Source organism: Dongia rigui, from assembly GCF_034044635.1.
Classification (GTDB): Bacteria; Pseudomonadota; Alphaproteobacteria; order Dongiales; family Dongiaceae; genus Dongia; species Dongia rigui.
Genome location: NZ_JAXCLX010000003.1, coordinates 181285 through 193846 on the forward strand (window position 1 = coordinate 181285; position 12562 = coordinate 193846).

Below are 12562 nucleotides of genomic sequence, written 5' to 3' on the forward strand. Positions count from 1 at the left end.
ATCTATTTCTCATGATGCCTGGGTTGTGGCAAGAAAGAGCCATCGAAGGATTGAGGATCGCCCATCATGAAGATCACCGCCGCCGACATCGCCACCTATGCCGCCGACGGGGCGATCGTGCTGCGCGGCGCCTTCACCGATTGGGTGGAACCGTTGCGTGCCGGCGTCGAGCACAACATGGCGGAACCCGGCCCCTATGGCGCCGAGAATGTCCGCCCCGGCGAAGGTGGCGGCCGCTTCTTCGACGATTACTGCAATTGGGAGCGGATCCCGGAATTTGCCGATTTCGTCCGCCGTTCGCCGGCCGCTGAAATCGCCGGCCGGCTGATGGCGAGCCGCACGTCGCAGATCTTCCACGACCATGTGCTGGTGAAGGAACCGGGCACGGCGAAGAAAACGCCCTGGCACCAGGACATGCCCTATTACTGCGTCGATGGCATGCAGACCGCCAGCTATTGGATACCGCTCGATCCGGTCTCAAGCGCCAACACCTTGCGCCTCGTCCTCGGCTCGCATCTCTGGCCCAAGCTGCTGCGCCCGAAGCGCTGGGCGGGAGGCGAGGATTTCTATGCCGACCAGGAGCAGTTCATGGACCTGCCCGAGGTCGAGAATGGCGACTACCGCATCCTCGAGCCCGATCTTTCGCCGGGCGATGCGATTCTTTTCAACTACCGCACGGTGCATGGCGCCAACGGCAACACGGGTGCGGCGCGGCGGCGCGCCTTTTCCTGCCGCTTCCTGGGCGACGACGCCGTCTTCATCCAGCGCCCGGGCCGCACCTCGCCGCCTTATCCCGGCATCAACCAGCAAGACGGGCAGAAGCTGCGCGAAGACTGGTTCCCCACCATTTGGCGTGCGGCGGCCTGAGCGCTTGTGAGTGTCACAGCGATGGGGCAAGCTTCCTGAGGCAGAACCAATGCAGCGGGATCGCCTCGCATGATGAGCGGACGCAAACGATTCTCATTTCTGGGCGCTGCCACGCTGTGCCTGCTCGGCATCTGCGGCGCGCGAGCCGACGAACTCGCCTTGCGCCTCGGCTATTCGGACAAGGAATCGGCAATCTTCCTGGTGGGTGACGGCGCCACCATTCCGGAAAAGCCCGGCATCGCGGTGGAGATGGCCGAAGCCGCAGCCAGGAGCTGCCAAATCGCCGCGACCTTAGCCCGCTATCCCGGCGGGCGCCTTCTCGCCTTGGCGGGTGAGAACACCATCGACGGCGTGGTCATGCTGTCTTTCAACCATGAGCGTTTGGCCATCGCAGCCTATCCGATGAAGGGCGACGCCGCCGATCCCGACTTCCAGATCGCCAGCCTCTCTTACGCCTTCTATGTGCGGGCCGACAGCGGGATCACCTGGGACGGGATCGACGTCGGCGGCCTCACCAAGCCGATCGGCGCCAATTTCGGTTGGTCGATCGTCGAGGACCTCAAGAAGGAGGGGCTGCCGGTCGAACCCGCCAAGGACACCGCCAACAACTTCAACAAGCTGCTGGGCGGGCGGATCGATGCCGTCGCCACCCACACGACGATCGGCGATGCCTATGTGGCGCACCACCATCTCGCGGCACAGGTGAAGCGGCTGGAACCGCCGATATCCACCAAGCCCTATTATCTGGTGCTGAGCCGCGCCTGGCACGACAGCCACCCTGACGCGGCACAATGCCTGTGGCGCTCCATCGCCAAACAGCGCCGGCAGGACATGCCGGCGCTCATCGAGCGTTACCGGGACGCGATGAACTGAGGCCGAGCCGCCTGGATGACTGAACACGGCGCGACCGGGCTCAAGGCCGCGCGCAGATCGGCCGCGGCAATCTCCGTCACCATGTTGCTGGCGGCGAGCTTGAGGCCATGGTCGAGCCCCGCCGACACGTCATTGGCGGGGATCAGGACCTCGCCCTGCGGCATGTCGAAGAGCTTCAGGGCGCCTTCCGGCGTCAGGGTCCAGCGCGTCACTTCGTCGCTGCTGCGCACGAAGGCCAGCTCGCCCCGGTCCCAATCTTCGCGCCCGACCACGAAATGGCGGCAGACGAGCGGCAGGGTCTTGTACCCGGCCTTGCGGCCGGCCCGGGCCCGAAACGAGCTGATCTGCACGACATTCTGGGAAGCGGCATTCTGGGACTCAACAGGTGGTTCGGTGCCGGCAGTGGCCGGTGCCAAACGCTTGTTCTTCTGCACTGTGTTACCTCGCAAGGAACAGAAGGCCCGCCAAAAATGGCAGGCCCGAAGAAGTCACACGCCGGAACTTGGTATCATCGCCGCAAAAATGCGAGAGGGAATTTAAGCCCTGAGGATAAAGAAACGGTAAAATTGCCGTGAGCGTGCTGGTCGTCACGCTCCGCGCCGCCAGACGCGCTTTTTATGACAGCCCGGCAAAACTCATCTCGAATCTTTATGCCGCTCTCGCGATGCTGGAAATATCATGATTTCAGCCAGACGCAAGACGCCATGATCGACATTTTCTATACCGCCATCGCCGTCAGCCTGTTCGTTGCCGCCTGCGGCTACGCCTGGGCCTGCGCCAAGATCTAGCGCCCCGAGGCGGCACCCGTCGGCGCGGCCCCTGCGAGGGTCGTCCGGTAAAGCAGCCGGCGCTGGCCGTCATAATCGTTGATGGCAAGGTGCAGGGTGGAGCGGTTGTCCCACATCACCAGCATCCCATCCTGCCATTTGAGGCGGACCTGGAACTCCGGCCGGGTCGCATGGGCGTGGAGGAAGTCGAGCAGCGGCTTCGATTCCGCCGCCGTCATATCGGCAAAGCGCTGGGTGTAGACCGGATTGACGAAGAGCGCCTTGCGGCCCGTCACCGGATGGACGCGGACAACCGGATGCAGCACCTCCCTGTCCGCGCTAGCGTCGTTTCGCACCATCTTGATCGAGCGGCTGACCGCCGCATCCGGCCCCGGCCCCATCGTGCCGTGCGGCCAGCCGGTATGGACCGCCAGCAACGGGTCCAGCATCCGCTGCAGGCCGGGAGAGAGCGTCTCATAGGCCAGATACTGGTTGGCCCAGATCGTGTCACCGCCGACCGGCGGCAATTCGGCCGCTTGCAGCAGGGTGGCGTCCGGCGGCTGGGGGAGGAAGGAGAAGTCGGTGTGCCAGGTGCCGCCGAAGGTCGAGATGCGCTTTTCATCCGCCTCCTTGAGGACGGCGATGATGTCGGGGTGGCTGTCCATCCCCTTCACATAGGGAACGCGCAGGACCGTGCCGAAACGGCTGGTGACCGCCAGCAATTCGTCGGGCGTCAAATTCTGTTCGGGAAAAAACAGCACGCCATGCGCGGCGAAGGCCGCCTGCACCTCGCCCAGCATCGCGTCGGGCGCGTCCTTGAGATTGACCCCGCTGACCTCGGCGCCCAGATGCGGCGTCACGGGACGGATGTGCAGGTCATTGCGCATGATGATCCTCAAGCTTTCAGGGCGTCGAGATCATCATAAAGAGCCTGGGAGTGCTGATACAGCCGATTAAAGACCGGCTGCATGCGCTGATAGATATCCGCCCATGCAGGATCGGGAAGGGTCTCGCCCTTGTAATGGACGAAGGCCTCGGCCGCGTCCTCCGCCTTGGCAAAGCGCCCGGTCGCCGCGGCGGCGATGGCCGCGCAGCCGACGACACCGCATTCCGCTTCCTCCGGCACCAGGATCGGGATGTTGTAGGCGCTGGCCTTGATCTTGAGCCACAGCGGCGTCTTGGCGCCGCCCCCTGAGGCGATGACGCGCTCCAGCTTGCGCCCCGAAGCCTGTTCCATGATCCGCATCTGGCGGGTGACGGCAAAGGCCACCCCCTCCATCACCGCGCGGTGGAGGTGACCCATCCCATGCTCCGCCGTGATGCCGAAGAACTGGGCGCGGGAATTGCGGTGCGCGCCAAAGCGTTCGCCGGTGAGATAGGGCAGGAAGAAGAGGCGCTCGGACCCGGGCGGTGCCGTTTCGGCCTTCGCCACGATCTCCTCATAGGAGAGCGCCTTCTCATGGAAGGCCCGCCTCGCCCAGCGCATGGAATCACCCCCCGATTCCAGGAGCACAAAGCCGCCCCAGCCGCCCTCGACCGTGCCGATATTGGAAATCTCCGGATCGAGCAGCGGCTTCTCCGCGACGACGGTGATGATGGCCGAGGTACCGGTGACATCCGAACATAGCCCGGCGCGGCTGACACCCGAACCCAGCAGCGCCACCGGGAAATCGCCGCCGCCGATCATGACCGGCACGCCGACGGGCAGGCCCGTTTCCGCCGCCGCCGCCTTGCTGACCGCGCCCAAGATGTCCGTGGGCTGGCGGATGGCGACCAGCTTGCGGATATCGAGGCCAAGCATATCGCACATATGCGGCGACCAGGCACCGCTCGCCGGGTCCATCAGGAACGAGCAAGCGGCCTCCGTCCGGTCCATGGCGATCTCGCCGGTCAAGCGAAAGTTGACGTAGTCCTTCGGCATCACCACGGCGCGCGCCGCGTCATAGGCGGCGGCGTCTTCATCACGCAGCCACTGCAGTTTGAAACCGGGCCAGGCCGGTGTCGCCGGGTTGGCGGATTGGGCGAGGTAATCGGCCGGCTGGTATGTGGCCTCGAACGCTTTGACCAGCGCTGCCGTGCGCTTGTCGTTCCAGAGCGGCACGGCATCGCGGGTGAGTTCGCCGTTCGCGTCCAGCAGCACCGTGCCATGCATCTGCCCGCAGGCGCAGATGGCGGCGATGCGGGCCGCAGTTCCCGGATCCTTCGCCAGCAGCTGCCGGATCGAGGAGACGACGCCCGCCCACCAATCCAGCGGCCGCTGCTCGGACCAGCCATATTGCGGAACGATTTGGTCGTATTCCTGCGCGGCGATCGCCTGGATGCGGCCGGAAAAATCGACCAGGGCCGCGCGGGCGCTGCCGGTGCCGATATCAATGGCGAGATAGAGATCCTGGGCCAAGGCCTGTTCCTGACTTGCGCGGCGTTTTCAGTAGCATAATTACCATAATTCTGGCGTCAATCTGGGAAAACCCCCGAAAATAGTGCATTGCAGCATATAAATACCATCCTCCTTGCGACTCCCCCGCCTAACCGGTAGCATTACTACATATTTGGAGGATTGCGATGACACTGTTCGAACCCGCCGCCTGCCAGGTCGATGTGGCTGCCGGCACCATGTCGGGCGCCACCGGGCGCTACCAGAAGCGCCTCGCCGATCTGGTCGGCCTTTACGCCGACGATGCCGCCTTCCAGGCAGCGCTTTCGATGAGCAACAACCCGGTCGTCTACGACGTCGCCGATTTCCGCCCGAGCGCCAAGAGCGGCGATCTCATCTTCGGCATCACCCGCATGTCACCGGGCCTCATCGGCGAGGAGTTCTACCTGACGCGCGGACACATCCATGCCGTCGCTGACCGGCCGGAGATCTATTACGGGCAGGCAGGCCAAGGGCTGATGCTGATGGAATCGCCCGACGGCGAAACACGCGTGGTGGAGATGCAGGCACAGACCATCTGCTACGTGCCGCCCTATTGGATTCACCGCTCGGTCAATACCGGGACCACCGATTTCGTCATGGTCTTCTCCTATCCCGCCGATTCCGGCCAGGATTACGGCATCATCGAAAAATCGAGCGGCATGCGTCACCGTGTGCTGCGCGGTGGGCCCAATGGCTGGCAGTTGGCCGAGAACAAGGATTACCAGCCGCGCAGCAGCGCTGCCATCGCCGCGGTGATGACATCATGATCTATCAGCCGGCAACGCAGCCGACGCTCTATTTTATCGGCGTCACCACAGCCAAAAGCTCCATCATGCCGGTCTTCCCGAAATGGGCGGCGCATCTGGGGCTCGAACGCGCCGTCATCAAGGGTATGGACTTCCCGGTCCATGCCGACCCTGTCTCTTATCGGGAAGCCGTCGCCTTCATCAAACGCGATCCGCTGTCGCTGGGCGCCCTGGTCACCACGCATAAGATCGATCTATACGCCGCCGCCAAGGACCTCTTCGACGACATCGACAGCTATGCCGGCTTGATGCACGAAACCTCCTGCCTCTCGAAGCAGGACGGCAAGCTCGTCTGCCATGCCAAGGACCCGATCTCGGCCGGCCTCACCCTCGACAACTTCCTGCCGCAGGATCACTTCGCCAAGACCGGTGCCGAGATGTTCTCGATCGGCGCCGGCGGCTCCACCATCGCCCATACCTGGCATCTGGCGCAGAAATCGCGCGGTGCCAATCGGCCGAGCCGCATTGTCGTGGCCGACCGCGACCAGGGCCGCCTTGATGAGATCCAGGCGATTCACAAGACCTTCGCGCTCGATGTGCCGGTCGACTATGTGAAGGTCGCCGACGCCCACGGCAACGATGCGATTCTCGCAAAGCTGAAGCCTCGCGCGCTCGTCATTAACGCGACCGGCCTCGGCAAGGATGCGCCGGGCTCGCCGCTCACCGATGCCGCGCGCTTCCCCGAACGCGCCATCGTATGGGAACTCAACTATCGCGGCGACCTGGTCTTCCTCGATCAAGCCAAGCGTCAGCAGGCGGAAAGGCATCTCAATATCGAGAACGGGTGGACCTATTTCATCCATGGCTGGACCCAGGTCATTGCCGAAGTCTTCCACATCGACATTCCCACGCGCGGTCCCGGCTTCGATGCCCTCTCCCGCATCGCCGCCGACGCTGCAAAGGCCTGACGTCATGAACCGCATTCTCATCACGCCGCGTTCCCTCACCTCCGGCCCGCATCCGCAGATCGACCGGCTGCGCGATGTCGGTTTTGAAATCATCACCTCGACGCCCAATGCCTTGCCGAGCGAAGCCGAGCTCATCTCGCTCCTGCCCGGCTGCGTCGGCTGGCTGGCCGGCATCGAACCGGTTTCGCCGCAGGTGATCGCGGCGGCGCGCGATCTCCGGATCATCAGCCGCAACGGCACCGGCATCGACAATCTGCCATTGGACGATCTGCGCAAAAGGAACATCGCGGTGGCAACCGCTGGCGGCGCCAATGCCGGCGGTGTGGCCGAACTCGCCGTGGCGCTCATCTTCAGTGCGCTGCGCCACGTGCCGGCGGCCGATGCCGGCATCAAGCAAGGCGGCTGGCCGCGCCGGCGCGGCCGCGAGCTGCGCGGCCGCCATGTCGCGGTGATCGGCTGCGGCGCCATCGGCGGCGAGGTGGTGCGCATGCTCTCGGCGCTTGGCGCGCGGGTCCTCGCTTACGACCCCGCGCAGCCGGATCTGCGCATCGGTGCGGATCGTTTCACCTGGATGGATCTCGGCACGGCGCTTCGCGAAGCCGATATCATTACCTTCCACTGCCCCTTGCAGAAGACCGGCAAGCCGATCCTCGATGCCGCGACCATCGCGACCCTGCGGCCGGGCGTCCTCATCGTCAACACAGCGCGCGCGGCACTGGTGGATGAAGGCGCCATACTCGCCGGCCTAAACAGCGGCGCCATCGAAAGCTATGCGACCGACGTCTTCGACGAGGAGCCGCCCAAGGATCTGACGCTGGCACGCCATCCGCGCGTCATTGCCACCAGCCATATCGGCGGCTTCACAGATGAAAGCGTCGAGCGCGCCACCTCCGTCGCCATCGACCATCTGCTGGCAGCCCTCCGGCCCATGGCCAAGGCCCACGTTGGTTGAATATGTCGGCTGAACTCACCGCCCTGCCCTTCACGGAATCGCTGCAAGCACGGCTCGCTCAGCCGGCGGCAAAGGGCCTGTCGCTCTATTGGCTGGGACAGGCAGGTTTCGTCATCGATGCTGGGGGCTATCGGCTGGTGATCGACCCCTATCTCTCGGATTCCTTGGCCGAGAAATATCGCGGCCGCCTCTATCCGCATCAGCGCATGATGTCGGCACCCGTCACGACCGATGGCCTGGGCGATGTCGATCTGGTGTTGAGCACCCATCAACACACCGATCACATGGACCCGCAAACCCTGCAGCCGCTTCTCGGCAGCCGGCCGGCGGTCAAGCTGGTGGCACCCCGCGCGGCAGAGGAAGAAGCCCTCAAGCGATCTGGCATCGGCCGGGATCGGCTGTTGCTGCTGGATGCCGGCGACCGCATCGAACCCTTGCCCGGCGTTTCCGTGACCGCGACACGCTCGGCGCATGAGACGCTGGAGCGTGACGCCGCCGGTCATTACAAGTTCCTCGGCTATGTCATCGAGATCGGTGGCGTGCGCCTGTGGCATTCGGGCGATACCATTCCCTATGACGGCATGGTCGCGGAAGTGGCGGCACTCCAACCCGACATCGCCTTGCTGCCGGTCAATGGTCGCTCGGCAGAGCTGCTTGCCAATGGCGTGCCCGGCAACCTGGCGCTGGCCGAAGCCATCGACATCGCGAAGGCCATCGGCGCCAAGGCGCTGGTGGCACATCATTTCGGCATGTTTGACTTCAACACGGTGGATCCTGCCGAGATCGACCGCGCCGCGTCGCAGGTCGCGGGTCCGCGCCTGCTGCGCGCCGCACTCCAAACCGTCTATCGCTGGGGATAAGAGCCATGTCGGTCGAAACCAGCCATCAGAACATCCTGGAAATCGTGCGCGTGACGCGCGACGCCCTGCGCAAATCGGACCGCAAGGTCGCCGATGCGATCCTCGTCGATCCCCGGCGCTATCTCACCGCGACGGTGGCCGAGACCGCGATCCTCGCCGATGTCAGCCAGCCAACCGTCATCCGCTTCTGCGCCGCCATCGGCTGCGGCGGTTTCCAGGATTTCAAGCTGCGCCTCGCACAATCGCTGGCGCTGGGCACACCCGCCACGCATTCGGCGCTCGAAGACGGCGATGGGCCAGAGACGGTCTTCGACAAGATCTTCGATTACACCATCACCAGCCTCGATTGGGCGCGCAACCGCATCGACAAGGCCTTGTTGGCCCGCGCGGTTGATGTCCTCGCTGGCGCACGTCGTATCGAGTTCTTCGGCTTCGGCGCTTCCGGCATCGTGGCACAGGATGCCGCACAGAAATTCCCGCTCTTCGGCGTCCCCTGCGGCGCCCAGATGGACGCCCATCAACAAATCATGACGGCGAGCCTTTTGGGGCCCGAGGACGTCGCCGTTATCATCTCCAATACCGGCTCGACCAAATCGCTGTTCGACATCGCCGATATCGCGCGGGGGAACGGCACCAAGGTCATTGGCCTCATCGGCAATACGGCGCCGTTGATGGCGCATTGCGATGTCTCGATCCTCATCGAGACATTGGACAATACCGACGTCTACACGCCGACCATTTCCCGCATCGCGGCGCTCACCGTCATCGACGTGCTCTCGACCGCCGTCGCCATGCGCCGCGACCCCACCCATCGCAGCCGCGTCGCCGCCATGAAGGAAATGCTGCGCGAATTGCGGAGTGCTTGAAAGGCCTAGCATCTTTCGATCGGCACGCGCATTCTTGATTGTCATCCCCGCGAAAGCGGGGATCCATGGGTCGTCTGCATCGGGTTTCTGCACGTTCGATGGATCCCCGCTTTCGCGGGGATGACAGCAATATTTAAAGCCCAGCCAATTCCTTGAGCAGCTCATCGGTCGAGCGCTGGCGGCAATAGCCCTTGATGGCGGCTTCAGAGAAGGTCTGGCGTTCCGGCGTATAGGTAGCGCAGGCATCGGGGACCAGCGTCACCAGATAGCCGAGATCGCCGCCGCCGCGCACCGTGTTCTCGACGCATTGGTCGGAGAGGACGCCGAACACGATCAGATATTCGAAACCCATATTGCGTAGGATGTAATCGAGATTGGTGGTACCCCACGGCCCCGACGCCGTCTTGCGCACGATGATGTCGTCATCGGCGGGCTTCACCTCGTCGATCACCTGCGCTTCCCAGCTGCCGCGCGGATTGTTGATGAACGACGCCTTGTGGTCGATGCCGCGGTCGCGGCCATCCTTGGTGAGGCTTTCGATCGTCACATAGATATTCTCGATCCCCAGTTTCCGCGTCGCGGCATGCAGGCGCTGCTGGTTGGGAATGGCGAGCGTGTCGAGCCGATCATAGAAGTAGCGATACTTGGCGCTCTCTGGTGTGTTGGCGTGGCGTTTCACGGCGGCACAATCGGCATTCTGCATGTCGACGCTGATGAGCGCGGTCTTGCCCGGCACGATGGCGCGCTGGCGATAGGCTGGGCCGAGGATTTCTGGACGGTCGGTCATCTGTTATCCTTCGCATCAGTTTGGGCCAGAGCGAGAATCGCCGGGCGCAAGCGGTGAAAAAGTTCCGTCAATCGGTCGCCCCAGCGGGCAATCCCCGCGGCATCGCCCAGTGTGTCCTGGCGGATCTCCACCAGCACATGCGGCAGGCCGCGCTGCTCGCCATGCACGGGGATGGCATAGTCGCTCTCATCCTCGACCGCATAAGGGAGATTGTCGCCGACGATGATACCCGGTTCCTGCAAGCCGTCGATGAGCAGCCCGGCCAAGCGCCGGTCGCGCTGATATCCGAAATCCACATGCCAGGGTCGCGTCTCGCCGGGATAATCGGGGGTGAAGCTGTGAATGGCGAAAAGCGCCGTCGGTACGCCGCGCGCTGCTCGTCGGTCGAGATGCGCCCCGATCGCTTGTTGATAGGGATGAAACAGCACGTCCTGGCGCTGGCGCTTTTCGGCCGTGGTGAGATGGCGATTGGCGGCGATCTCGATGCCGGCGCTGCTCGCGGGGATCGATCCGTCGCTGGTCAAAGGCCGGTTGCAATCGATCACCAGCCGCGAATAGCCGCTCAGGAACAGTGGCGCCTGAAAGGCGGCGGCAAGGCGCCGCGCGAGATCGGCGGCACCGATATCCCAGCCGATATGCGTCCGCCGCACCTCCTCGGCAAGGCCGAGATCCCCGAGGCGCCGCGGGATGCGGTGACTGGCGTGATCGCAGACGAAGACGAACAGGGCATCGCTGTCGCCATTGACGATCTCCACGGCCGGCGGTTCGTCGGCATTCAGCAAAGGTGGCAGGGCGGTGGTATTCATGATGTCTGGAAACTGGCTTTACGGCCGCACGCTATGCGCGGCACCAAACAGCCCTTGCGGGCGGTAGAGCAGTACCAAGACCACCAGGCTCAAGGCAATGGCGTCGCGGAAGGGCTGCACCGATTCCGGCAGCACGGCCTGGAGGCCGATCTCGATGGCCCCTAGGAAGAACCCGCCGATGACAGCGCCGGTCAGATTGCCGATGCCACCCAGGATCGCAGCGATGAAGGCCTTAAGGACGGGCAGGAAACCCATCAAGGGATCGACCGAGCCACGCTGGGCGACCCACAGCAGGCCAGAAACGCCCGCGAGCAGGCCGGAAATGGCAAAGGCCGCCAGGATGACGCGGTTGGCGCGCAGACCCATGAGGCGCGTCGTCGGAAAATCGACGGCGGCCGCCCGGATGGCGATGCCGAGCATCGTCCGCTTCAGAAAGAGAGTGAGCAGCCCCACCATCGCGAAGGTCGCGAAGATGGAGAGACTCTGAATGACGCCGACATGGAACGGGCCGATGTTGAAAGCCCCCGTGAGCGATGCCGGGATCGGCACCGGACGCGGCCGGGTCGAGATCAGATTCTGGAACAGCATCTGCAGGATGCCGGAAACGGCAAAGCTGGTGATGAGCAAGGTTGTGCCATTGGCGCCGCGCAAGGGGCGAAAGGCGATGCGCTCCATCAACGCGGCGGTCGCCATGGCGACGATCAAAGCCAGCGGTATGATGAGGATCGGCGGCACATTGCCGATGATGGCAAAATAGACCGTGTAGCCGGCAATGGTCAGGATCTCGCCATGGGCGAAATTGATCATGCCGAGCACGCTGAAGACGACAGCAAGGCCCAGCGCCAGCAGCGCATAGGTGCCGCCGAGGCTCAGTGCATTGACGCATTGCTGAATGAGGATTTCCATTTCAGCCCATTCCCATCTCACCCATGCCCCATATAGGCTTTTTGTACGTCGGGCGAGGTCTTCAGCTCCGCTGCCGTCCCGGAGAGAACGACCGACCCGCCTCTCACCACATAACCGCGATCGGCGATGTCGAGGGCCTGGTGGACGTTCTGCTCGACCACCAGGATGGTGATGCCGAGCCCGCGCAGGCGCTTGATGAGGTCGAAGATGAGCTCGACGACGATGGGGGCAAGGCCCAGCGACGGCTCGTCGAGCAACAGGAGCTTGGGTCTCGACATCAGCGAGCGGGCGATGGCGAGCTGCTGTTGCTCGCCGCCCGAGAGCGTCCCGGCCAATTGCTTGCGGCGGGTGGCGAGGATGGGAAAGAGCTCCATCATCTGGTCCCAGAGGGCTGCCATATCGCCACCCTTCCCTTGCGTCGCCGCACCGATGCGCAGGTTCTCCTCGACCGTGAGCGGCGCGAAGATGCGCCGTCCTTCCGGCGTCAGCGTCAGGCCCCGGCGCACGATGCGCTCGGTGCTTTCGCCGGTGATGTCATGTCCATCGAAACGCACCCGCCCCTGCTGGACCGGCAGCAGGCCGACAATGGCCTGCAGGCTCGTCGACTTGCCGGCGCCATTGGCACCCAGCACGGTGACGATCTCGCCGCTCTCGACGGTCAGGCCGACATTGCGGACCGCTTTGATCGGTCCGTAACTGACGGCGAGACTCTCGACTTCCAACAGGGGCATGGGCGTGTCGCTGCGTC

15 protein-coding genes are annotated in these 12562 nt (G+C 64.0%); 8 read left to right on the plus strand and 7 right to left on the minus strand.

Annotated features, from left to right (window positions below; all coding sequences use genetic code 11):
• Nucleotides 1-66: 66 nt before the first annotated feature.
• Both SMD31_RS16580 and SMD31_RS16585 read left to right on the plus strand, forming a co-directional pair.
• A complete protein-coding gene (locus tag SMD31_RS16580; RefSeq protein ID WP_320502033.1) occupies nucleotides 67-867 on the plus strand; it encodes a phytanoyl-CoA dioxygenase family protein in 801 nt (266 codons plus the stop codon).
• 69 nt (nucleotides 868-936) lie between these two features.
• A complete protein-coding gene (locus SMD31_RS16585; protein ID WP_320502034.1) occupies nucleotides 937-1740 on the plus strand; it encodes a substrate-binding periplasmic protein in 804 nt (267 codons plus the stop codon).
• Here the strand turns inward: SMD31_RS16585 and SMD31_RS16590 are convergent.
• Entirely contained in the window at nucleotides 1719-2174 is a 456-nt protein-coding gene (locus tag SMD31_RS16590; protein ID WP_320502035.1) for a hypothetical protein, read from the minus strand. The two genes, SMD31_RS16585 and SMD31_RS16590, sit on opposite strands and share 22 nt — an antisense overlap.
• Nucleotides 2175-2390: 216 nt before the next feature.
• Here SMD31_RS16590 and SMD31_RS16595 point away from each other — a divergent pair, with 216 nt between their 5' ends.
• On the plus strand, nucleotides 2391-2528 hold the full coding sequence (locus tag SMD31_RS16595; RefSeq protein WP_320502036.1) for a hypothetical protein: 138 nt from the start codon (nucleotides 2391-2393) through the stop codon (nucleotides 2526-2528).
• Here SMD31_RS16595 and SMD31_RS16600 read toward each other — a convergent pair.
• Nucleotides 2525-3394: a TauD/TfdA dioxygenase family protein gene (locus SMD31_RS16600; RefSeq protein WP_320502037.1), complete on the minus strand. Its 870-nt coding sequence runs from the start codon at nucleotides 3392-3394 to the stop codon at nucleotides 2525-2527. The genes SMD31_RS16595 and SMD31_RS16600 overlap by 4 nt on opposite strands.
• Before the next feature lie 8 nt (nucleotides 3395-3402).
• Entirely contained in the window at nucleotides 3403-4905 is a 1503-nt protein-coding gene (locus tag SMD31_RS16605) for a xylulokinase (RefSeq protein WP_320502038.1), read from the minus strand.
• 164 nt (nucleotides 4906-5069) lie between these two features.
• Here SMD31_RS16605 and SMD31_RS16610 point away from each other — a divergent pair, with 164 nt between their 5' ends.
• Genes SMD31_RS16610 through SMD31_RS16630 form a run of 5 tightly spaced genes read left to right on the plus strand, consistent with a single transcriptional unit; the run spans nucleotide 5070 to nucleotide 9315 of the window.
• A complete protein-coding gene (locus tag SMD31_RS16610) occupies nucleotides 5070-5690 on the plus strand; it encodes a glucose-6-phosphate isomerase (protein WP_320502039.1) in 621 nt (206 codons plus the stop codon).
• The gene (locus tag SMD31_RS16615) at nucleotides 5687-6637 is read left to right on the plus strand and encodes a shikimate dehydrogenase family protein (RefSeq protein WP_320502040.1); all 951 of its coding nucleotides are present in this window, start codon (nucleotides 5687-5689) and stop codon (nucleotides 6635-6637) included. Before SMD31_RS16610 ends, SMD31_RS16615 begins: the two co-directional genes overlap by 4 nt.
• 4 nt (nucleotides 6638-6641) lie before the next feature.
• Entirely contained in the window at nucleotides 6642-7589 is a 948-nt protein-coding gene (locus tag SMD31_RS16620) for an NAD(P)-dependent oxidoreductase (protein ID WP_320502041.1), read from the plus strand.
• Between the two features lie 2 nt (nucleotides 7590-7591).
• Complete coding sequence (locus SMD31_RS16625) at nucleotides 7592-8449, plus strand: MBL fold metallo-hydrolase (protein WP_320502042.1); 858 nt, start codon at nucleotides 7592-7594, stop codon at nucleotides 8447-8449.
• Between the two features lie 5 nt (nucleotides 8450-8454).
• The gene (locus tag SMD31_RS16630; protein ID WP_320502043.1) at nucleotides 8455-9315 is read left to right on the plus strand and encodes an SIS domain-containing protein; all 861 of its coding nucleotides are present in this window, start codon (nucleotides 8455-8457) and stop codon (nucleotides 9313-9315) included.
• Nucleotides 9316-9448: 133 nt separating this feature from the next.
• Here the strand turns inward: SMD31_RS16630 and SMD31_RS16635 are convergent, their stop codons facing one another.
• Genes SMD31_RS16635 through SMD31_RS16650 form a run of 4 tightly spaced genes read right to left on the minus strand, consistent with a single transcriptional unit; the run spans nucleotide 9449 to nucleotide 12545 of the window.
• A complete protein-coding gene (locus tag SMD31_RS16635) occupies nucleotides 9449-10102 on the minus strand; it encodes an isochorismatase family cysteine hydrolase (RefSeq protein WP_320502044.1) in 654 nt (217 codons plus the stop codon).
• Entirely contained in the window at nucleotides 10099-10908 is an 810-nt protein-coding gene (locus SMD31_RS16640) for an N-formylglutamate amidohydrolase (protein ID WP_320502045.1), read from the minus strand. The genes SMD31_RS16635 and SMD31_RS16640 overlap by 4 nt, the downstream gene beginning before the upstream one ends.
• An 18-nt stretch (nucleotides 10909-10926) precedes the next feature.
• Entirely contained in the window at nucleotides 10927-11814 is an 888-nt protein-coding gene (locus SMD31_RS16645) for a branched-chain amino acid ABC transporter permease (RefSeq protein WP_320502046.1), read from the minus strand.
• 17 nt (nucleotides 11815-11831) lie between these two features.
• Nucleotides 11832-12545, minus strand: a complete 714-nt coding sequence (locus SMD31_RS16650; RefSeq protein ID WP_320502047.1) for an ABC transporter ATP-binding protein — start codon at nucleotides 12543-12545, stop codon at nucleotides 11832-11834.
• Nucleotides 12546-12562 lie beyond the last annotated feature (17 nt).

Excerpts from the sequence above, each read along its gene's own strand:
- SMD31_RS16635 (WP_320502044.1), bottom strand. The coding sequence starts at position 10,102 with ATGACCGACCGTCCAGAAATCCTCGGCCCAGCCTATCGCCAGCGCGCC.
- SMD31_RS16610 (WP_320502039.1), top strand. The coding sequence starts at position 5,070 with ATGACACTGTTCGAACCCGCCGCCTGCCAGGTCGATGTGGCTGCCGGC.
- SMD31_RS16650 (WP_320502047.1), bottom strand. The coding sequence starts at position 12,545 with ATGCCCCTGTTGGAAGTCGAGAGTCTCGCCGTCAGTTACGGACCGATC.
- SMD31_RS16600 (WP_320502037.1), bottom strand. The coding sequence starts at position 3,394 with ATGCGCAATGACCTGCACATCCGTCCCGTGACGCCGCATCTGGGCGCC.
- SMD31_RS16625 (WP_320502042.1), top strand. The coding sequence starts at position 7,592 with ATGTCGGCTGAACTCACCGCCCTGCCCTTCACGGAATCGCTGCAAGCA.
- SMD31_RS16585 (WP_320502034.1), top strand. The coding sequence starts at position 937 with ATGATGAGCGGACGCAAACGATTCTCATTTCTGGGCGCTGCCACGCTG.
- SMD31_RS16620 (WP_320502041.1), top strand. The coding sequence starts at position 6,642 with ATGAACCGCATTCTCATCACGCCGCGTTCCCTCACCTCCGGCCCGCAT.
- SMD31_RS16630 (WP_320502043.1), top strand. The coding sequence starts at position 8,455 with ATGTCGGTCGAAACCAGCCATCAGAACATCCTGGAAATCGTGCGCGTG.
- SMD31_RS16615 (WP_320502040.1), top strand. The coding sequence starts at position 5,687 with ATGATCTATCAGCCGGCAACGCAGCCGACGCTCTATTTTATCGGCGTC.
- SMD31_RS16595 (WP_320502036.1), top strand. The coding sequence starts at position 2,391 with ATGCCGCTCTCGCGATGCTGGAAATATCATGATTTCAGCCAGACGCAA.
- SMD31_RS16640 (WP_320502045.1), bottom strand. The coding sequence starts at position 10,908 with ATGAATACCACCGCCCTGCCACCTTTGCTGAATGCCGACGAACCGCCG.
- SMD31_RS16580 (WP_320502033.1), top strand. The coding sequence starts at position 67 with ATGAAGATCACCGCCGCCGACATCGCCACCTATGCCGCCGACGGGGCG.
- SMD31_RS16645 (WP_320502046.1), bottom strand. The coding sequence starts at position 11,814 with ATGGAAATCCTCATTCAGCAATGCGTCAATGCACTGAGCCTCGGCGGC.